Annotated in this window: 16 protein-coding genes; 8 read left to right on the top strand and 8 right to left on the bottom strand. The window is 68.9% G+C overall.

The window, feature by feature from the left end; all coding sequences use genetic code 11:
* The first annotated feature begins 6 nt into the window (after positions 1-6).
* The 5 genes from BLU09_RS18985 to BLU09_RS18965 all read left to right on the top strand — a co-directional run bounded on the left by BLU09_RS18985 (position 7) and on the right by BLU09_RS18965 (position 6,375).
* Entirely contained in the window at positions 7-1,002 is a 996-nt protein-coding gene (locus BLU09_RS18985; protein ID WP_090490963.1) for a 3-oxoacyl-ACP synthase III family protein, read from the top strand.
* 8 nt (positions 1,003-1,010) lie between these two features.
* Positions 1,011-2,588 carry an acyl-CoA synthetase gene (locus tag BLU09_RS18980; RefSeq protein WP_090490962.1) on the top strand — a complete coding sequence of 526 codons (1,578 nt, stop codon included), beginning with the start codon at positions 1,011-1,013 and terminating at the stop codon, positions 2,586-2,588.
* 102 nt (positions 2,589-2,690) lie between these two features.
* Complete coding sequence (locus BLU09_RS18975) at positions 2,691-3,311, top strand: hypothetical protein (protein ID WP_244171836.1); 621 nt, start codon at positions 2,691-2,693, stop codon at positions 3,309-3,311.
* Positions 3,312-3,520: 209 nt separating this feature from the next.
* A complete protein-coding gene (locus BLU09_RS18970; protein ID WP_228557589.1) occupies positions 3,521-5,182 on the top strand; it encodes a hypothetical protein in 1,662 nt (553 codons plus the stop codon).
* 2 nt (positions 5,183-5,184) lie between these two features.
* A complete protein-coding gene (locus BLU09_RS18965) occupies positions 5,185-6,375 on the top strand; it encodes an alpha/beta fold hydrolase (protein ID WP_090490959.1) in 1,191 nt (396 codons plus the stop codon).
* 62 nt (positions 6,376-6,437) lie between these two features.
* On the opposite strand, the gene BLU09_RS18960 is transcribed toward BLU09_RS18965, so the two are convergent.
* Positions 6,438-7,436 (bottom strand): lipase family protein, encoded by a 999-nt coding sequence (locus BLU09_RS18960; RefSeq protein ID WP_186817946.1) that lies wholly within the window; start codon positions 7,434-7,436, stop codon positions 6,438-6,440.
* A 155-nt stretch (positions 7,437-7,591) separates the two neighbouring features.
* Here BLU09_RS18960 and BLU09_RS18955 point away from each other — a divergent pair, with 155 nt between their 5' ends.
* Complete coding sequence (locus BLU09_RS18955) at positions 7,592-8,629, top strand: synaptic vesicle VAT-1 family membrane protein (protein WP_090490957.1); 1,038 nt, start codon at positions 7,592-7,594, stop codon at positions 8,627-8,629.
* Positions 8,630-8,638: 9 nt separating this feature from the next.
* Here the strand turns inward: BLU09_RS18955 and BLU09_RS18950 are convergent, their stop codons facing one another.
* Both BLU09_RS18950 and BLU09_RS18945 read right to left on the bottom strand, forming a co-directional pair.
* Positions 8,639-9,109: a hypothetical protein gene (locus BLU09_RS18950; RefSeq protein WP_244171835.1), complete on the bottom strand. Its 471-nt coding sequence runs from the start codon at positions 9,107-9,109 to the stop codon at positions 8,639-8,641.
* A 242-nt stretch (positions 9,110-9,351) separates the two neighbouring features.
* A complete protein-coding gene (locus BLU09_RS18945) occupies positions 9,352-9,663 on the bottom strand; it encodes a hypothetical protein (RefSeq protein WP_244171834.1) in 312 nt (103 codons plus the stop codon).
* Between BLU09_RS18945 and BLU09_RS18940 the strand changes: the two genes are divergently transcribed.
* Complete coding sequence (locus BLU09_RS18940; RefSeq protein WP_090490955.1) at positions 9,662-11,179, top strand: acyl-CoA synthetase; 1,518 nt, start codon at positions 9,662-9,664, stop codon at positions 11,177-11,179. The genes BLU09_RS18945 and BLU09_RS18940 overlap by 2 nt on opposite strands.
* A 285-nt stretch (positions 11,180-11,464) precedes the next feature.
* Here the strand turns inward: BLU09_RS18940 and BLU09_RS18935 are convergent, their stop codons facing one another.
* Positions 11,465-13,096 carry a methyl-accepting chemotaxis protein gene (locus BLU09_RS18935; protein ID WP_090490954.1) on the bottom strand — a complete coding sequence of 544 codons (1,632 nt, stop codon included), beginning with the start codon at positions 13,094-13,096 and terminating at the stop codon, positions 11,465-11,467.
* Between the two features lie 484 nt (positions 13,097-13,580).
* Here BLU09_RS18935 and BLU09_RS18930 point away from each other — a divergent pair, with 484 nt between their 5' ends.
* Positions 13,581-13,949, top strand: a complete 369-nt coding sequence (locus BLU09_RS18930) for a helix-turn-helix transcriptional regulator (RefSeq protein ID WP_090490953.1) — start codon at positions 13,581-13,583, stop codon at positions 13,947-13,949.
* Between the two features lie 20 nt (positions 13,950-13,969).
* Here BLU09_RS18930 and BLU09_RS18925 read toward each other — a convergent pair whose 3' ends face one another.
* The 4 genes from BLU09_RS18925 to BLU09_RS18910 are packed head-to-tail and all read right to left on the bottom strand — an operon-like array spanning position 13,970 to position 18,911.
* Positions 13,970-15,496, bottom strand: coding sequence for a response regulator (locus tag BLU09_RS18925; protein ID WP_090490952.1), 1,527 nt, complete (start codon positions 15,494-15,496; stop codon positions 13,970-13,972).
* Positions 15,489-17,540: a hybrid sensor histidine kinase/response regulator gene (locus BLU09_RS18920; protein WP_090490951.1), complete on the bottom strand. Its 2,052-nt coding sequence runs from the start codon at positions 17,538-17,540 to the stop codon at positions 15,489-15,491. Before BLU09_RS18920 ends, BLU09_RS18925 begins: the two co-directional genes overlap by 8 nt.
* A complete protein-coding gene (locus BLU09_RS18915; RefSeq protein WP_090490950.1) occupies positions 17,537-18,241 on the bottom strand; it encodes a hypothetical protein in 705 nt (234 codons plus the stop codon). The genes BLU09_RS18920 and BLU09_RS18915 overlap by 4 nt, the downstream gene beginning before the upstream one ends.
* A gap of 7 nt (positions 18,242-18,248) precedes the next feature.
* A complete protein-coding gene (locus BLU09_RS18910) occupies positions 18,249-18,911 on the bottom strand; it encodes a cobalamin B12-binding domain-containing protein (protein WP_090490949.1) in 663 nt (220 codons plus the stop codon).
* Positions 18,912-18,923 lie beyond the last annotated feature (12 nt).

Here is an 18,923-nt window from a genome sequence, read left to right as displayed (position 1 = left end):
ACACCCATGCGATACGCCCAGATTCTCTCCACTGGCCGCTACGTCCCCGAGAAGGTCCTCACCAACGCTGACGTCGAGAAGATTCTCGGTGAGAAGGTGGATGAGTGGCTCCAGCAGAACGTGGGCATTCGCGAACGCCACATGATGGCGGATGACCAGGCCACCTCCGACCTCTGCGTGGGCGCCGCCCGCCAGGCGCTGGAGCGCGCGGGCACGAAGCCGGAGGAGCTGGACCTCATCATCATCGCCACCGACACCCCGGACTATCTCAGCCCCGCCACGGCCTCGGTGGTGCAGGCGAAGCTGGGCGCGGTGAACGCCGGCACCTACGACCTCAACTGCGCGTGCGCGGGCTGGGTGACGGCGCTGGACGTGGGCTCCAAGACGATTGCCGCGGATGACAGCTACCGGCGCATCCTCGTCGTGGGCGCCTACGGCATGTCGCGCTACATCAACTGGAAGGACAAGAAGACCGCCACCCTGTTCGCGGACGGCGCGGGCGCGGTGGTGCTGGGCGCGGGTGACACGCCCGGCTTCATGGGCGCGAAGCTGCTGGCCAACGGCGAGTACCACGACGCGCTGGGTGTCTACACCGGCGGCACCAACCGCCCGGCCACCGCGGAGTCGCTGGAACTCACGGGCGGCAAGCCCGCGGTGCAGTTCGTCCGCAAGTTCCCGGCGACGTTCAACACCGAGCGCTGGCCCATGCTGCTGGACCAGCTCCTCAAGCGGCAGAACCTGAAGCTGGACGACGTGAAGCAGTTCGTCTTCACGCAGCTCAACCTGCGCACCATCGAAGCGACCATGAAGATCCTGGGCCAGCCGATGGAGAAGGCCCACTACACCATGGACAAGTGGGGCTACACCGGTTCGGCCTGCATCCCGATGACGCTGGATGACGCGGTGGTGCAGGGCAAGGTGAAGCGCGGCGACCTGGTGGCCCTGTGTGCCAGCGGCGGCGGGCTCGCCATGGCCTCCGCCCTCTACCGCTGGACGGCCTGAGTCACGCCATGACGGAGGGCGCGCACATGTTCATCGGTGACTGGATGGGCCGTGGCGCCCTCTACTGGCCCGACAGTGTCGCGGTGGTGGACCCGTCCCGGGGTGACGCGGGCCGCTTCACCTACCGCGCGATGAACATGCGCGCCACAGCGCTGGGCGGCTGGCTGCGTGACGTGGCCGGCGTGAAGAAGGGCGACCGGGTGGGCATCGTGGCCCACAACGGCGTGGAGTACCTGGACGCGCTGTTCGCCTGCGCGAAGATTGGCGCCGTCTTCGTCCCCTTCAACTGGCGCCTGCACGCCGCCGAGCTGGCGGACCTGGTGCGCTCCATCCGTCCCTGCGTGCTCCTCTTCGGCGACGACTTCCGCGACACCGTGGCGGACGTCCGCGAGCGCCTGGGCGGCGGCCCCCGGCTGGTGTCCCTGGAGTCGCAGGGCCTGCCGGGCGCGGACGCCTACGCGGCGACGCTGGCCCACGTGCCGGGCTCGCCGGTGACGCAGGACGCGGTGTCCGAGGAGGACATCCTCTGCCTCATCTTCACCGGCGGAACGACGGGGCGCTCGAAGGGGGCGCGCGTCAGCTACCGCATGGTGGCGTGGAACACCCTCAACACGTTGGTCCACGAGGTGCGGCCCGGCGACGTCACGGTGACGCACACGCCCATGTTCCACACGGGTGGATTGCTCGTGTACACGCTGCCGCTGCTCACCGTGGGCGGCACCGTCGTCCTCATGCGCCGGTGGGAGCCGGAGGCGCTGCTGGACCTCATCCCCCGGGAGAAGGTGACGCTCTTCTTCGCGGTGCCCACGCAGTACCAGCAGCTCCTGGAGTCGCCGCGCTTCAAGACGACGGACTTCTCCTCCGTGCGCTTCATGACCAGCGGCGGCGCGGCGCTGCCGGTGCCGCTCATCCAGGCGTGGCAGGCGGTGCACCCGGTGCCCTTCAAGCAGGGCTTCGGCATGACGGAGTTCGGCCCGGGCCTCTTCAGCATGGGGCCGGAGTACGCGGTGTCGAAGGCGGGCTCCATTGGCCGGCCCAACTACTTCATCGCCGCGAAGCTGGTGGATGACGACGGCCGGGAGGTCCCCACGGGCGAGGTGGGTGAGCTGCTCCTCAAGGGCCCCTCCATGTGCTCCGGCTACTTCGAGGACGAGGCCGCCACGCGCGAGGCGATTGACGCGGAAGGGTGGCTGCACACCGGCGACCTGGCGCGCGTGGACGCGGACGGCTTCTTCACCATCGCCGGGCGCAAGAAGGACATGTTCATCTCCGGCGGAGAGAACATCTACCCGCTGGAGCTGGAGTCCGCGCTGTACGAGCACCCCGCGGTGGCGCAGTGCGCCGTGGTGGGTGTGCCCGACGAGAAGTGGGGCGAGGTTGGCCGCGCCTTCGTGGTGTTGAAGCCGGATGGGAAGGTTTCGGCGGAGGCGCTGTTGGAGCACCTGCGGGGACGCGTGGCGCGTTTCAAGGTGCCCAAGCGCGTGGAGCTGATGGAGCGCCTGCCCATCTCCGCGGCCGGAAAGATTCTCAAGCGTGAGCTTCGCGACGCGGCCGTGGCCGCGGACCGGGACCGCTCGCGTCATTGAGCGTGAACGCACCTTGAAGGACGGGCCACGCCAACGGTGGCTCGCTGCCTGTCGACTGTCGCGTCAGCCCGGCGATGCCCGCCGGAGGAAGAGGAGCAACCCATGAAGAAGATGCTGCTGTCCGCGGTGATGACGTCTGCGCTGTCCCTGGTGGGCTGTGGTGAGAGCGACCCGGTGGACAACACGCCCAACCTGAGCACGCCGCAGGGCATCCTGGCGTTCGTGGAAGGCAAGACGCTGACGATGACTGGGGCCAACATTCCCAGCCATCCGAACGGTTTCAGTGAAGACATCAACTTCGGTGCCAGCTCGCAGTGTTATCAGAGCGTCACCATGACGGTGCAGGGCGGCAACTTCCGGGTCGACAGCATCCCGGGCACCATCGAGGGCGCGCCGAACGCGGGCATGTCCGGCACCTGCAACCCCGAGCTCCCGCAGAACGCGCTGACCTTCACCTCGACCGTGGTGAGCATCGAGAACGTGCAGGGGGACGGCGAGTGCTTCGACGTCGCGTTCACCTTCCCGGGCTTCCGCCAGGTGGGCCGCGGCGCGTTCTCCGCGGACCGGCGGACGCTGGACCTGGAGCTCTTCTTCGAGGGCGGCGCCACGGGCGCCAACTGCGCGGCGGGCTCGGTGGGCTCGGCCACGGTGAACCAGGTCATCGGGGGCGAGAGCCGGCCGTTCGAGGGCAAGGCGGTGCAGCGCTACACCATCGGCGGCTAGCGTGAGTCCCGCCGGAAGGGAGGCGTGCTCCTCCTCCCTTCCGCGTGGGGCCCGTGCCCGGCGGGTGCCGTGTGGCGCGGGCGCGGCAGGGGTGGAGCACGGCCTCGCGAGGCGGGCAGTCCGCGGGCCACGGGAAAAGTCGAGCACGCAGACGTTCGCAGTCCCGCCGGAAGGCTGGGAGCGCCCCCGCGCACGGGGCCGAGGTGTTTATGGCACGGTGGTGGTTGTCCGAGGCACGCAGGGCGGCGCGGCGGTCCGCGGGAGCCCTGGCGTTGGCGCTGGCGGGTGTGTCGCTTCCGGCGGCGGCGCAGAGCACGCCCGTTCCCGGCCTTTACTACGGTGAGTGGAACGACGAGGCGAACCGCGACGAGGACGCGAAGCCGAGTCAGTTCAGCCTCATCAACTACTTCTTCACGCGTGTGTCGGTGCAGAACCAGGTGGGCGACCCGGCCGGCCTTCGCGGCGTGTCGCTGGGCCCCATTGGCATGCCCGCGGGAAGCGCGGTGCGCGCCGAGCCGGGCCTGTCCGCGTACTTCATCGAGCAGCGGTGGATTCCCGTCATGGAGTACAGCCCCCACTTCGTGGATGGGCTGGCCTCCTTCCGGGCCCAGTTCGAAATCGACTACATGTGGGGCCGGTCGGCCAACGCGCTCCAGCAGAACGAGGGCGGCGGCTTCAACGCCGACCAGGTCAACATCCAGACGAAGAACGTCAACGTCGCGCTGTATCCCACGCGCAAGCCGCGTGAGCTGACGTTGCTGGTGGGCACGCAGCCCGTCTACGACAACGTCTACGACCCCACGCGCACGCCGCTGTCGGACATCACCCGCACCGGCTACAAGATGAGCTTCCTGGGCAGCGATGCCACGGGCATCTCCCTCTTCAGTGGCTACAAGGGTCTGGCCAAGCTGAGCCTGATGCCGCTGGGCACCGCGCAGGCGGACAAGGGCACGCGCAACGACCCGCGCCTGAAGTACATCTGGCTCATCACCGGTGACTACGTCTACCCGGTGCGGCCCAACACCAACGTGGGCCTGTCGCTGTGGTTCCTCAACGACCAGACGAAGGGTGACGCCTACGCCTTCGAAGGCCTGGTGAAGAGCGGTCCGTCCTCCACGGGGCTCAACACCTTCACGGGCACGGCGCGCTTCGACATCGCGCGGCCCACGGGCAACGTCTTCTGGGCGGGCGCCAACTTCAACCACAACATCGACTTCCGCACGGGCCGGTTCGGCGCGTCCGGCTTCGTCATGTACAACGGCGGCAAGTACGTCAGCGACGACCCGGAGCGCTCCGCCCTAGCCGAGCTCAACATCTCCGGCCTCTCCGCCAACCTGGAGCTGATGTACCAGTGGGGCCGCGGGCCCGCGGACATGCTCACGCTGGAGGGCATGTACACCACCGGTGACGACGACCTCTCTGACAGCCGTTACACCGGTGCCTTCACGCTCAACCAGTACGGCCTGCCGGGCGCGGTGTGGTTCAACCACAAGATGCTCATCCTGTTCCCGTTCACCAGCACGGTGAACAACTACACGGGCGCGGTGACGGACATCTCCAACCAGGGCTACGGCATGCGCGCCGCCATCGCCACCGCGGCGTGGGACATGGTGCCCAACAAGCTGAACCTCAAGCTGGGCGTGGGCACCGCCACCTCCGACGCGACGCCCGTGCGGTGGACGCCCGAGGTCGAGCGCGGCCGGTACATCGGCACCGAGGTCAACGCGGAGCTGCGCTACCACATCCGCTACCTCATGACGGCCGGCCTGCACGCGGGCTACCTGTTCCGGGGCAGCTTCTACGACGGCTCGCCCACCATCCGGACCAATCCCTTCTCCGTCTTCACCACCTTCACCTGGTACGCGTTCTGACCATGAGCACCTCCCGCGCATTCACGGCCCTGCTCCTCGCGGCGGGGCTCTCCTCCGCCGGTTGCGTGCGCTCGTACGCGCACCAGCCCGCGCTCTCCTTCCAGGATTTGGACTACACCTCCGAGGGCTCGAAGCAGCCCTGGCCGGTGAAACGGATTCCGCTTCCGCGCACCGCGAATCAGTACGGCATGGCCGTGGTGCCCCAGATGGCCTACGTCGACATGCCCGGCAGCGGCCCGGACGCGAAGGCCGTCGTCTTCATCCACGGCCTGGGTTCGTACCTGAAGTTCTGGCGGGCGCAGCTGGACGCCTTCCAGCAACAGGGCTACCGCGTCATCGCGGTGGACCTGCCCGGCTACGGCAAGTCCGACAAGCCCGGCACCTTCCCGTACACCATGGAGGCCATGGCGGACGCGGTGCTGGAGCTGGTGGACGGCCTGGGCCTGGACAAGCCCGTGCTCGCCGGTCACTCCATGGGCGGGCAGACGTCGCTCTCCTTCGCCATCCGCTACCCGGAGTCGCTGAGCGCGCTGGTGCTGGCGTCGCCCGCCGGCTTCGAGAAGTTCAGCTGGCGGGAGAAGGAGTGGTTCGCGCGGGCGATGAGCTCCGAGTTCATCAAGTCCGCGCCGGAGGCCAGCATCTGGGGCAGCGTGCGCCAGGCCAACTTCATGCACTGGCGGCCGGAGCTGGAGTGGCTGATTGAGGAGCGCGTGCGGCTGGCGAAGTCGCCCGAGTTCGACGCCTACGCCTACGCCAACGTGCGCACGGTGCGAGGCCTGTCCCACAACGACTTCGTGCGCGACAACCTGCACCGCGTCACCGTGCCCACCGTCATCATCTACGGCACGGATGACCGGCTCATCCCCAGCCCCTTCCTCCACGGCGGCGAGGCGCGCGGCATCATGGAGTACGGCGCGTCCCACATCCCCGGCGCGAAGCTGGTGGCGCTGGAGGGCTGTGGGCACACCGTGCAGCTCGACTGTGCGGAGCGCTTCAACGAGGCGGCCTTCGCCTTCGTCCGCGACGCGGCGGCGGGGCGCATCGAGGTGCCGTCCGCTCCCGCGAAGGAGGAGGCGCCGCGGCCGGAGTCTCCGCCCGCGCCGGCGTCCGAGCCGCTCACGCCGGAGCGCCTGCCTCCGCCCACGCCGGGCCAGGAAGGCGAGCCGACGCCGGGCGTGCTGCCCCAGCCGTAATGGGGTGTTGAGCCGGTCCACCTCCACCCTTTCGCGAGGGTGGAGGCGCCGGGGGCGGATGACTACGGGATGGTGTGGTTGACCACCATGTCGTACTGAACCTCGGCCGTCAGGTCCTTCGAGTTGAAGTGGCCGTAGGGGTAGCCGGTGTAGCGCTTCTCACCCGTCTGCCCGGGGATGCGCGACGTGTACTCACCGTAGACGATGCCGTCGTAGCCGATGATTTCGTCCGCCGTGGAGTAGATGGTGTAGCGGAAGGCGCCCTCGTAACCGCTCGTCGAGCGCAAGTCATTGAGGTACGTCGAGCGGCCGGTGACGCTGCCCCAGAAGAGGTAGCCCGGGTACAGGCCGTTGGTGGAGCCGCAGGTGGGCGTCGACGGGCCGGACATGTAACAGGACGTCAGGCCCAGGTTGGCGCCGGCGATGCCGACGAAGGTGTCCACCGAGGACGTGAGCGGCGCGCCCACGTTGTATGTGCCGCCGTCCGCCGCGTCGTGGGCCGTGCCGCCGAGGATGGCCTTGCGCGCCAGCGTCACGCCCATGGAGTGGGCGATGATGTCCACCTTCGAGGCCCCGGTGTACGCCTTCACCGCTTCGATGAACTTGCGCACCTTCATCACGTGCTGCTTCGAGTGGTACTGGTTCGCCGACTGGAGCGCGTTGGCCGGGCCCCACGTCGTCGCGTACAGCTCGCTCGTCTTGTAACCCCGCGAGTGGAAGTACTCGAGGGAGTTCGTCCAGCCCGTCTGGCCGAAGACCGAGCCCACCGCCTTGTCCGAGTTGCCGTGGATGAAGATGACGGGCTGCTTCGTCACGGTGTCGGAGGCACTGGCCTTGCCGCCGTAGCTGCCGCCCGTGAGGTCCGTGCGAACGAAGTCGTAGCTGTTGTAGCCGTTGGACGACAGCCAGTTCCGGAAGTGCGTGGTGGCGCCGGCGGTGGAGACCGCCGCGGCTTCCACCTCACCGAGCGCCTCTTCGTGGGACGCGATGTCCTCGCCGCAGCCGGTGGTGATGCCAAGCAGCAGCGTGCTCGCGAGATACAGCGAAGGCCTCAATCGCATGGGCATACTCCTCTGTTTGTTTTTGGAAGACGCGTCCGGAACAGGACCTGTCCTCGAGCGCGATACAGAGTCTAGAGACATCTCACGCGAGCGTCTTCCGTCGATTGGACGTGCACTGACGTTGTCGCGCTGCGTCGCGTGGTACTCAACGGGGTATGCGCGCACGCAAGGTCGTCATCCGCAAAGCCGGTGGGTACGAACAGCTCCACCTTGAAGAGGTGAATCAGGTTTCACCTGGAATCGGAGAGGTCCGGGTGGCCACCGAAGCCATCGGGGTGAACTATGCGGACTGTGTCATCCGCATGGGGCTGTACGCCTCCGCGAAGGAGTACGTGGGGTGGCCCATCACCCCGGGCTTTGAGTTCGCCGGCCGCGTGGAGGCCGTGGGCGAAGGGGTGGAGGACCTGGCCCCCGGCGCGCGAGTGTTCGGCGTGACGCGCTTTGGTGGGTACGCCACCCACGTGACGGTGCCTCGTCACCAGGTGTTCACATTGCCCGCGCGGCTGAGCATGGAGCAGGCCGCGGGGTTCCCCACGGTGTTCCTCACCGCGTACTACGCGCTCTTTGAGCTGGCGCATCCGCGTCCGGGGGCCAACGTGCTGGTGCATTCCGCGGCGGGCGGCGTGGGTGGGGCGTTGCTCCAGTTGGGCCGCATCGCCGGGTGCCGGATGGTGGGCGTGGTGGGTGGGACGCACAAGGTGGAGACGGCTCGCGCGCAGGGGGCGGAGGTCGTCATCGACAAGAGCCGGGAGGACTTGTGGAGCGCGGCCAAGAAGGCGGCGCCCCGTGGGTATGACGTGGTGCTGGATGCGAACGGGCCGTCCACGCTGCGCGACAGCTACAAGCACCTGGCGTCGCCGGGGAAGCTCGTCATCTACGGCTTCCACTCCATGCTGCCGCGCACCGGTGGGCGGCCGAACTACGCGAAGCTGGCCTGGGATTGGCTGCGCACGCCCCGGTTCGATCCGCTCTCGCTGACGAACGACAACACCAGCGTGCTGGCGTTCAACCTGTCGTACCTGTTCGAGCAGCGCGCCGTGCTGGAGGAGTCCATGGCGCGGCTCTTGGGCTGGTTGGAGGAGGGGAAGCTGGTGCCGCCACCGGTGAAGTCGTTTCCGTTGGACGCGGTGGCGGATGCGCACCGGGCACTGGAGTCCGGCGGCACGGTGGGGAAGCTGGTGTTGGTGCCATGAGGGCGTGCTTCAGAGGGGGAGCTGCGCGCCTTGCAGGGTGAGGAGGCTCTGCGGGACGACCCATGCCGCCTCCGGGTCGGAGAGCACGCCGAGGTACGCGCCCGGAACCACATGGGGGCCGTGCGCCACCGGGACTTTCAACCGGAGGGGCACCTTTCGCGGCGCCGGGTGGGACGGGTGCCACGGGGTGACGTGGAGGTCGAGCAGGTAGTGGGTGCCACGGCCGTCGCTGTCCCGCACCTGCTCCACGATGGCCGAATCCGTGATGCGCGCCCACGTCAGGATGGCGCGGCTCACGTGCTCAAAGTGTTCGGCCTGGTTGTGCTGGCGGGCTTTGCTCTCCTGGCTGAACCGGAGCGCGGCGAAGATCCACGCCACCAGTCCACCGATGAAGCCCACCATGGCCACGGCGCGCTCGTTTTCGTAGAGGGCGTAGGCGCCCAGTAACGGAAGGCCGATGCCGATGACGAGGGTGTTCATGGTCCCTTGATAATGCGCGGGCGGCTTCGGCTGAACGCGCAGCGGTGGAGGCGGCCACGGTGGCGTGGCGCCCTCGGCGAGAGTCGACGGCGCAGGGCTCAATGCAACGAGTTGGGTTGTGTGGTGCGCGAGCATGTTCGTGACGACTTTCTGTGTGCCTGGGATGACGGACATTCAGGCCGTGCTGTGTGTGTCCCGGCACGTACTTTCAAGCACGCGACGGCACGTCCGAAAGCCCCATTCTATCGAGCGGGCCGAGGCGCCTGTTGGGGAGCGGCGTCCTCCGCGAGAGGAACCTGGGGGCGTGCGCGCTGGCGCTCCCGCATCATCGCGTCGATTCGGCGGCCCAGCGCAGGGATTCGCTGCGTGTCGCTGATGGACGTGCTGACGTAAGGGAAGCCGTCTTCGTCCTTCGCGAAGTCAGCCGCGTCGGCCACTTTCGCGTCGTAGTAGCGGTCGCCCAGGTTGGACAGGAACACGACGATGTATCGGCGCCAGGGCTTGCCGGGCAGGGAGCGGACGATGCCGCCGGGTTCAGCTAGCGTGGATACCATGCCCATCGTCCATGACTGGCTGGCCCGGCGTGCCGCGCTGGCCCCTGAGCGTACCGCCCTCATCGACGCCGACCATGGCGAGCGACGCATCTCCTTTCGTGAATGGAACGATTCGGCTTCGCGTACCGCCGCTTTCCTCCACCATGCGCTGGGCGTGGGGCGAGGGGACCGTGTGGCGGTGCTCGCCTACAACTGCGTCGAGTTCCTCGACCTCTTCTTCGCGTGCGCGAAGCTGGGCGCCGTCCTTCAGCCCCTCAACTGGCGGCTGAGTGCCACGGAGCTGGGTGGACTGCTCGCGGATGCCGAGCCAGCCGTGTTCGCCTTCGGGCCGGAGTTCCAAGCCCAGGTGGAGGCCGTGCGGTCTGGCGCGTCCTTCGTGCGCCACTGGCTCAGTCTCGCGGCTCCAGGGCCGAGCGAGCGGGCCTTCTCCGAGCGCGACACGCAGACGGACGTGGCCCTTCCTCCGCTGGAGCTGGAGGAGGATGCTCCATGGGTGCTCTGCTACACGGGCGGAAGCACCGGTCTGCCGAAGGCCGCTGTGCTCACGCACCGCTCCATCACCGCCAACGCGGTGAACACGGTGATGGGCTGGGGCCTGACCGCCGATGACGTGGCGATCCTCAACGCGCCGTTGTTCCATGCCGGAGGACTCAGCGTCTTCACCGCGCCGCTGGCCTACATTGGCGGCGCATCGGTGGTGTGCCGGAGCTTCGATGTGGCGGGCGTGTTCGACCTCGTGCAGCGGGGCGTGGTGAGTCTCTTCTTCGGCGTGCCCACCATGTTCATCGAGATGCAGCGCCACCCGCGCTTCGATGCCGTGGACCTGTCACGCCTCAAGCTGGTCATCAGCGGTGGCGCGCCCTGCCCGGCCCCCGTCTTCGAGCGCTTCTTCGCTCGGGGCGTGGACTTCAAGACGGGGTATGGCCTCACGGAAGCGGGCCCCAACAACTTCTGGCTTCCGCCAGAAGACGTGCGCCGCAAGCCGGGGGCGGTGGGCGTGCCCCTGTTCCACGTCGAGGCTCGCATCGACGGTGAGACGCAGCCGGGCGACGTGGGCGAGCTGCTCTTGCGAGGCCCTCACCTGTGCGCGGGCTACTGGCGCCGTCCGGAGGACACCGCCCGCACCTTCGCGGACGGCTGGCTGCACACCGGTGACCTGGCCACGCGGGACGCGGAGGGATGCTTCCGCATCGTGGGCCGCAGCAAGGACCTCATCATCTCCGGCGGAGAGAACATCTACCCGTCGGAAGTGGAGAGCGTCCTCGCGGGGCATTCCGATGTGGCCGAGGTCGCCGTCATCGGCGTGGCGGACCCCAAGTGGGGGGAGACGCCGCGCGCGCTCGTCGTCGCACGGCCGGGCACCGCGCCTTCGGCGGAGGCCCTGCTGCGCTTCTGCGACGGACGGCTTGCTCGCTACAAGGCGCCGAAGTCGATTCGTTTCGTGGATGCCCTGCCGAGGACCTCCGCGGGCAAGGTCGACCGGCGCGCGCTCGGTGCCGCGCACGGCGCGCCCTGAGTTGCCCACAAGTCCTCCCCAGGCCCGTGTCCCTGGCGGCTGCGCATTCGTTGTCGGCCATCAGGAGGAAGCGCGTTCGGGAACTTGAACCACGCGGCTTCTTCTGGTGCGGCGCGTGGAAGCGTCGCGGAGCGGGGGATACATCCCGACAGCAACACGCAGAATGAGAGGACCTTGAACTTCAATTGGGTGCCAGCGCGCGCGGCGAACCAGATGCTGGCGAAGAACTGGCACCGTTCGTGGCCCAGTTCTGGGAGGTTGGGGGCCATGTGGGCCGCGGCCAATTCACCCCCGCGCCGTGAAGCGTCCGGCCAGGTCCTTCAGCTTGGACGCCCGCGCCCGGAGGTCTTCCACGGAGCGGGCAATCTGCTGCACGCCAGCCACCGACTCCGTCGAGCGCACCGAGAGCGCCTGGATGCTCCCGGCGATGCTCTCCCCCGACGCGGACTGGCGCGTGTTCTCGTCCGCCATCCGCTCCACCTTGCCGCCAATCTCATTCACGCCGGCGAGCAACCGCGACAGCGCGTCTCCCGCCGTCGTGGACAAGCCCAGCCCTTCTTGCGCCGCCGTGGTGCCCTGGCGCATCAGGTCCGCCGCCGCCCGCGTGTCCGCCTCGCTCCGGCTCAGCAGCGTCTGCACCTGCCCCGCCGCATCCCGCGTCCGGTTCGCCAGCTTGCGCACCTCGCCGGCCACCACCGCGAAGCCCTTGCCGTGCTGGCCCGCGCGCGCCGCTTCAATCGCGGTGTTCACCGCCAACAACTGCGTCTCCTCCGCCACCTGCTGGATGAGCCGCAACATCTCCGCCGTCACCCGGCCAGAGGCCTGCAACCGCTCCACCGTCCGCGCCGAGCCCTCCACCACCTCCACGATTTCCGCCATCTTCCGCAGCGCCTGTCCCACCGCCGCGCCACCTTCGCGCGCCACCTGACCGTTGTCCGCCGCTGTCTTCGCCGCCGTGCGCGCCGCCTCCGCTCCCTGCGACACCCGCGCGCTCATGCCCTGCACCGTCTGCGCGGCGCGCTGGAGTGAGTCCGACTGCTCCCGCGTCGTCACGGACAACGCCTCCGCGGAGGCTCGGATGCGCTCCGCGTCCGCCGCCGTGGCGCCCGCCGCATCCACCAGCGCCGCCACCACCTCGCGCAGCCCCGTCACCATGGTGTTGAAGGCCGCCGCCAACTGGCCCACCTCGTCCGAGGAGCGCACCTCCACCCGGGTCTCCAAATCACCGCGCGCCACCCGGTGCGCCGCCTGCGCCAGCTCCCGCACCGGCCGCACCACCCGGCGCGACAGAGATGCGCCGGCCATCAGCGCGAGCGCCAGCGCGCCGCCCACCGCCAGGAGGATGCGCTGGCGCACCGCCGCCACCTCGCGCTCGATGTCCTCCACGTACACGCCCGTGCCCAGCACCCAACCCCAGGGCGCGAAGAGCTTCACGTAGCTCTCCTTCGGAATGGCCTCCGGCGAGCCCGGCCGCGTGGCTTCGTAGGACACCGCGCCCTGGCCCTGGGCCCGCGCCAGCGTGACGATGTCCACGAACACCGGCTTGCCGCGCACGTCGCGGTAGCCCTTCAAGTCCTTGCCCAGCATGTCCGGCAGGTACGGATGCATGACGAGCCGCGTGTCCAGGTCGTTGACCCAGAAGTACTCCACCTGTGAGTAGCGCAGCTGCTCCAGCAGTGCCGCGGCCTGCGCCTGGGCCTCCTGTCGCGTCAGCGCGCCCGACCGCTCACGGGCCTCGTAGACCTCCAACACGCCGTAGGCCGTCTCCACCGCCTGCTTCAGTCCCAGGATGCGGTCCGCGCGAAGCTGCTCCCGCAGCTGCGGCAAGACGACCCCCAGGATGACGACGAGCAGCGGCAGCGCCACCACGCCCATCGCCACGCACAGCTTCACCAGCAAATTCCGGCCGACCGCCATCGGCCCTCAGCGTATCCGCCGCATCGTCACCACGCTCGTTCACCTGAGTCTGGAAATACCCCCGGTGTCAGTCCTGCCGGGGGTTCGCACACCCGGTGAGGTCTCCTGCGATTCATCAAGTCCTGTATTTCCAGATAGATATGAAGCGTGGTGAACCGCTTCTGCGCACGTTGAAAACATGAACCAACCCTAGAGGGCGGGACGGCGTGCAGGACTCGACGGAACCGTAGGAAAGTCGCCGCACAACGTGTCAGGTTCTCCTGCCACCCAGGTGACTGCATGGGTCCGGAAGGCATGCGGAGGCCTCTCACTCGACGTTTTCCGTCGAGAAAAGGCATCGGCCGCGCGTCGTGGATGGACTCGCGAAGTCCACCGCGTGCACAGCAACCCTATGGGTGAACAATTGGAGACTGACCCGGCAAGTTCTGTCTGTCTGCCCCCATACGTCCTATGCCAGCGGCCAAACGTTCCGGGTCGGTAAGGCATGGACAAGAAACTCGCAACCACAATCGGAGCTGCCGCGCGCGTTGCTCGCACCCGCCTGGAGCTCACCCAGGCGGACGTGGCTGAGCGTATCGATGTGGCCACCGAGGTCTACGGGCGCTTGGAGCGCGGCGGGATGCTGCCCAGCGTGCAGACGCTGCTGAAGCTGTGCCACGAGCTCCACGTCTCAGCGGATGAGCTCCTGGGGCTCTCCGCGAACGCCGTCAACGGGGGCGCGCGTCCCGGTGAGCCGCCCACCTCGCCGCAGGAGCGCCCCGAGGTCCGGCGCCTGCTGCGCACCGTGCGTCCGCTGGAGCCCGCGAAGGTGAAGCTGTTGGGGCTGGTGGCCAACGCGCTGAACCGCCGCTGAGCCTCCGCCGCTTCAATCCCTCACAGCTCGGAGAGGAGTCGGTTCAGCTCGTCAGGCTTCACGGGCTTGACCAGATGCCGGTCGAACCCGGCGCGCAGTGCCTGGTCCCGTCCCTCGGGGCTGCCGTAGCCCGTCATGGCCACCAGCCGGATGTGATTGCCCACCTGGGCGCGCAGCGTCTGCGCCACCCGGTAGCCGTCCAGCCCTGGCAGGCCGATGTCCACCAGCGCCAGCTCGGGCGGCTGCGCCACCGCGAGCGCCACGCCCTGGAGGCCGTCCGGCGCCACCGCCACCTGGTGGCCCCACAGCTCCAGCAGGTCGCGCATGGCCTGACGCGCGTCCGAGTTGTCCTCCACCACCAGGACGCGCCGGCCGCGGCGGAGGTCCACCGCGTCGCGCGCGGGCGCGGACTCGCCCATCGTGGGGTCCAGGGGCAGCTTCACCACGAACTCGCTGCCGTGGCCGGGGCCGTTGCTTCGCGCCGTCACCTCGCCGCCGTGGAGCTGGATCAGCTTGCGCACCAGCGTCAGGCCAATACCCAGGCCGCCGCGCGAGCGCTCCAGCGAGGTGTCCGCCTGCGCGAACAGCTCGAAGATGTGCGGCAGCACCTCCGGCGGGATGCCGATGCCAGAGTCCTTCACCCGCACCACCGCCTGGGCCGAGCCGCCCACGCCTTCCAGTTCCACGTGCAGGTGGACGCCCCCCGCGTCGGTGTACTTGATGGCGTTGTCGAGCAGGTTGGTGAAGACCTGCTCCAACCGCGTGGCATCCGCCCGCAGCCAGAGTGGACCGGAAGGCAGCGAGACGTCCAGGCCCAGCCCACGCGAATCCGCCATGGGCTGCGCGATTTGGAGCACCTGCCGCAGCAGGGGCACCAGGTCCACGTTGCCGGGGCGCAGCTCCACCTTGTCGCGGGTGATGCGGCTGACGTCGAGCAGGTCATCCACCAGCCGCGCCAGGTGGTTCGTCTGGCGCTGGATGATGCCGCGCATCCGCGCTTCCTTGTCATCGCTGGTGGGCCTGCGCTCCAGGATGCCAATGGCTGTCATGATGGCGGCCAGCGGGTTGCGCAGCTCGTGCCCCAGCATGGCCAGGAACTCGTCCTTGCGGCGGTCCATCTCCGCCAGCTCGTTGGCGCGGTTGCGCGCCACCTGCTCCGCGTGGCGCAGGCGCAACAGCGACTTCACCGTGGCGATGAGCTCCGCGCCCTCGAAGGGCTGGGTGAGGTAGGCGTCCGCGCCGCCGTCCAGGCCGCGCACCTTCTTGTCGGAGGTGACGAAGGTGGCGGAGGTGTGCAGCACCGCCATGGCCGCGGTCTGGGGATTGGCGCGCAGCCGCTCGCAGACCTCGTAGCCGCTGATGTCCGGCAGCTTCACGTCGAGGATGACGACGTCCGGGCGGTGTTGCTGCGCCATCAGCAACGCGCCCATGCCGGTGGCCGCCTCCAGCACGTTGTAGCCCGCCAGCGAGAGCAGCCGGCTGACGAGGTAGCGGCTGGCGTCGTCGTCGTTGACGTTGAGGACGGTGGCCAGACGGGGCTCAACCACGGCGGCTTGCCTCCTGCGGCAGCGCTTGGGAGCCCAGGCCGGCCTTGGACAGTGCGTCCCGGATGCGGGTGATGGCCACCTCGCGGCTCAGCGTGTGCTTGGCGAGGATGGCGGCCGTCTCCTTCGCCAGCCGCGAGCGCTCGGCCTCCTTCAGCTCGTGCGAGGTGTGGAGGATGACGGGGACCTCACGCGTGCGCGGGTCCGCCTTCAGCTCGTCCAGCACGTCGAAGGCGGTGATGTCCGGCAGCACGAAGTCCAGGAAGATGAGGTGCGGGGACTTCTCCCGCGCCAGCTGGACGCCTTCCTTGCCGCCAGACGCCTCCAGCAGGACGTAGGGCATGTCCTTGAGGAGCTGCTTGAGCAGGTAGCGGTGCACATCATCGTCGTCGATGATGAGGATGCGCTCCACCGGACCGGTGCGGGCCATGGCTTGCAGCTTGCGTTGCAGCCGCACCTCGTCCACCGGCTTGAGCCAGAACTCGTCGGCGCCCAGCGCGCGGGCCTTCTGCTCGCGGTCCGTCACCGTCACCACCAGGATGGGGATGTCGCGGGTGGCCTCGTTGTTCTTCATGTCCGCCAGGAAGCCCCAGCTCGTCTCGCCCTCCAGCATGACGTCCAGCACCATGGCGGCGGGGCGCACGCGCTCCAGCACGCGCCGGGCCTCATCCGTGCTGCGCACCGGCAGCACCTGGAAGCCGGAGCGCGCCAGGTACTTCTCGTAGAGGAAGAGCGTCTGCCGGTCGTCCTCCAGCACCAGCACCGGGGCCCGGCTGGGGTCCAGGTGCTCGCTGCGCTCCGTCAGGCCGGTCATCTCCGTGACCTCCAGGTGGACGCGCGGGAGGGTGACGGTGAACGTGGCGCCCTGTCCCAGCGCGCTCTTCACGGTGAGCGTGCCGCCCAGGAGCTCCGTCAGCCGGCGCGCCAGCGGCAGGCCCAGGCCGGTGCCCTTCGCCTTGCGTTGCAGGTGGCTCTCCACCTGCGAGAACTCCTCGAAGATGCGCTCGTGGTGCTCCGGCGCGATGCCAATGCCCGTGTCCTGCACGGTGAAGACCACCGTGTCCCGGGGGCCGGGCGCCGCTGACACCGTGACGTGGCCGGACTCGGTGAACTTCAGCGCGTTGGACACCAGGTTGCGCAGCACCTGGCTCAGCCGGGATTCGTCCGTCTCCAGCTCCAGCGGCGCGTCTGGCTCCACCAACCGCAGCTCCACGGGCACGCCAGGTGGCAAGAGCGGTTTCATCATGCCGCGCAGCGCGCTGAGCGCGTCGTGCACCACGAAGCGGCTGTGGCGCAGCGCCGCCTTGCCGGCCTCCATCTTGGAGAGGTCCAGCAGGTCATTCACCAGCTCGAAGAGGGCCTCCGCCGAGTTGCGGATGAACTGGACCTGCTTCTCCTGCTCGCCGCTCAAGGGGCCGTTGATGGGGTTGAGCAGCACCTTCGACAGGCCGAGGATGGAGTGCAGCGGAGTGCGGAACTCGTGGCTGACGTTGGCCACCACGCGGCTCTTGATTTCCGCGGCCAGCTGGAGGCTTTCGGCCTTCTCATCCAGCGCGGCGTGGAGGCTGCGCACGCCGCGGTTGGACTCCTCCAGCTCGTTGTTGAGGCGGGCCAGTTCGTCCGCGCGGCGCTTGAGCTCGCGCTGCTGGCGCTCCGTCTCGCGGTGGAGCGCGGACAGCTCGCTCAGGGTGGTGCTCACCCGCTCGAGCGCGCTGCCGTAGTCCTCCGGCACCAGGCTGCCCACCAGCAGCACGCCTCCGTCATGGGGCCGGGCGCGGAAGGCGAACGTCGCGGGCACCTGGTCCCGGCAGAGGATGAGCTCCCAGCCCTCCACCTTCTCTTCGCGCGCCTGGGCCAGCAGCCGGTCCACCTTCTCTTCGGTGCCCTGGGCCGCCAGCCCACGCAGCGGTTGTCCGGGTTCGGCGGCGAGGGCGTTCCGGGCGCGGGCGTCCACCCAGGTGAGGGTGCCGCCCGCGTCGCAGGCCAGGGCGACCTCGCGGCTGAGGTCGTCGAAGAACGGCGGCTCGGCGGAGGCGGGAAGCCTCATGAACGAGTCTCCTCCCAGGACACCCCCGCTTCGGAGAGGAGTGTCCGTGCTTCGGGGTGACGTGAGCCCAGCACGGACTTCAACATGCCCAGCACACTGGGAAATGCCAGGAGGCCAAATCCGCGCCGTGGCCAGAAGCCGGCGTACCAGCGCACATGGTCGCCCAGCAGGTCGGGCTTCCCGGCGGCGAGCGCGTCAGCCACGTAGGACAGCTGCAACTGGAGCTCTTCCTCCAGGCGGGGCTGGTCCTCGGGGATGATGTAGAGCGTGAGGCGCGCCGTGGCGGCGCGCGCGAGCTCGGGCGCCTCCTCCTCCAGCAGGCGGGCTGGGCCCTCCTGGTAGCGAAGGGCCTGTCGCGCGGCGCCCACGTAGTCGTGGGGTTCGCTCCCGGGGCCCCAGCCTTCCGCTTCCAGCGCGGCGGCCAGCCCGGCGAAGTGCCGGTCCAGATGACGCGAGCACATGCCGCGCGACACCAGCAGGGTGCGCAGCCAGCGGGCGTAGCCCTCCAGGACAGAGGGGAGGTGCTCGTCCAGGGCCTGCACCAGGTAGCGGATGTGGAAGCGCGCGTCCTCGTCACCGAAGCGCTGCGCGCGCTCCAGCCCGTAGCGGGCGGCCCAGAAGGGGTCCTGATAGAGCGCCTCCTGAGAGGCGGTGGCCAGCCGGTCCGCCCGTGCTTCCACGCTCTTGCTCACGCTCTCCATGGTGCTTTCAGACTCCCAGGGCCCGACAGGCGGACGCGACGAACTGCCGCGCGTCCTTGCCGAAGAAGTTCACGCCCAGCTCCTCCTCCAGTCCGGGGGCCCAGTTGAAGGCCAGGCCGCCCACGGCGATGTGGACATCCGGGAGTGTCTTGCGCACGTGCGCCACGGCTTCGCGGAGCGCGGGCAGGTGGTACGTCATCGTCACGGAGAGGGCGACCAGGTCCGGACGAAGCTCGTTCGTCATGCGGGCCAGGTGCTCCGGTGGAACGTTGGCGCCCAGGAAGCGCACGTCGAAGCCGGCCATCTCCAGGAAGTCACTGGACATGCGCGCGCCCACTTCATGCAGCTCGCCCTGGACGCAGGAGACGAGGACGACCTTGCCGTTGAATGGGTCCCTGGGCAGGTGCCGGTACAGGTGCGCGAGCGCGAGCTGGGAGACGGCGGTCGCCAGGTGCTCCTGCGCCACGGAGATGACGTTCTCCTGCCACAGCCGGCCGATTTCATACTGGGCGGGCTGGATGACCTCCAGGTGCAGCGTCTGGAGGGGGATGCCCCGGAGCAGTCCCTCGTCCACGAGCAGCCGCAACGCCTCGCGCCGGTTCCCGGCGAGCTGCGCTGCGAGATACGCGTTCAGCAGGCCCGACAGGGCGGAGTCGTTGGAGGTGAGCACGGGCGCCGTGGA

Source organism: Myxococcus virescens, from assembly GCF_900101905.1.
In the GTDB taxonomy this organism is placed as follows: domain Bacteria; phylum Myxococcota; class Myxococcia; order Myxococcales; family Myxococcaceae; genus Myxococcus; species Myxococcus virescens.
This window is presented reverse-complemented; position numbering and strand designations above follow the sequence as displayed.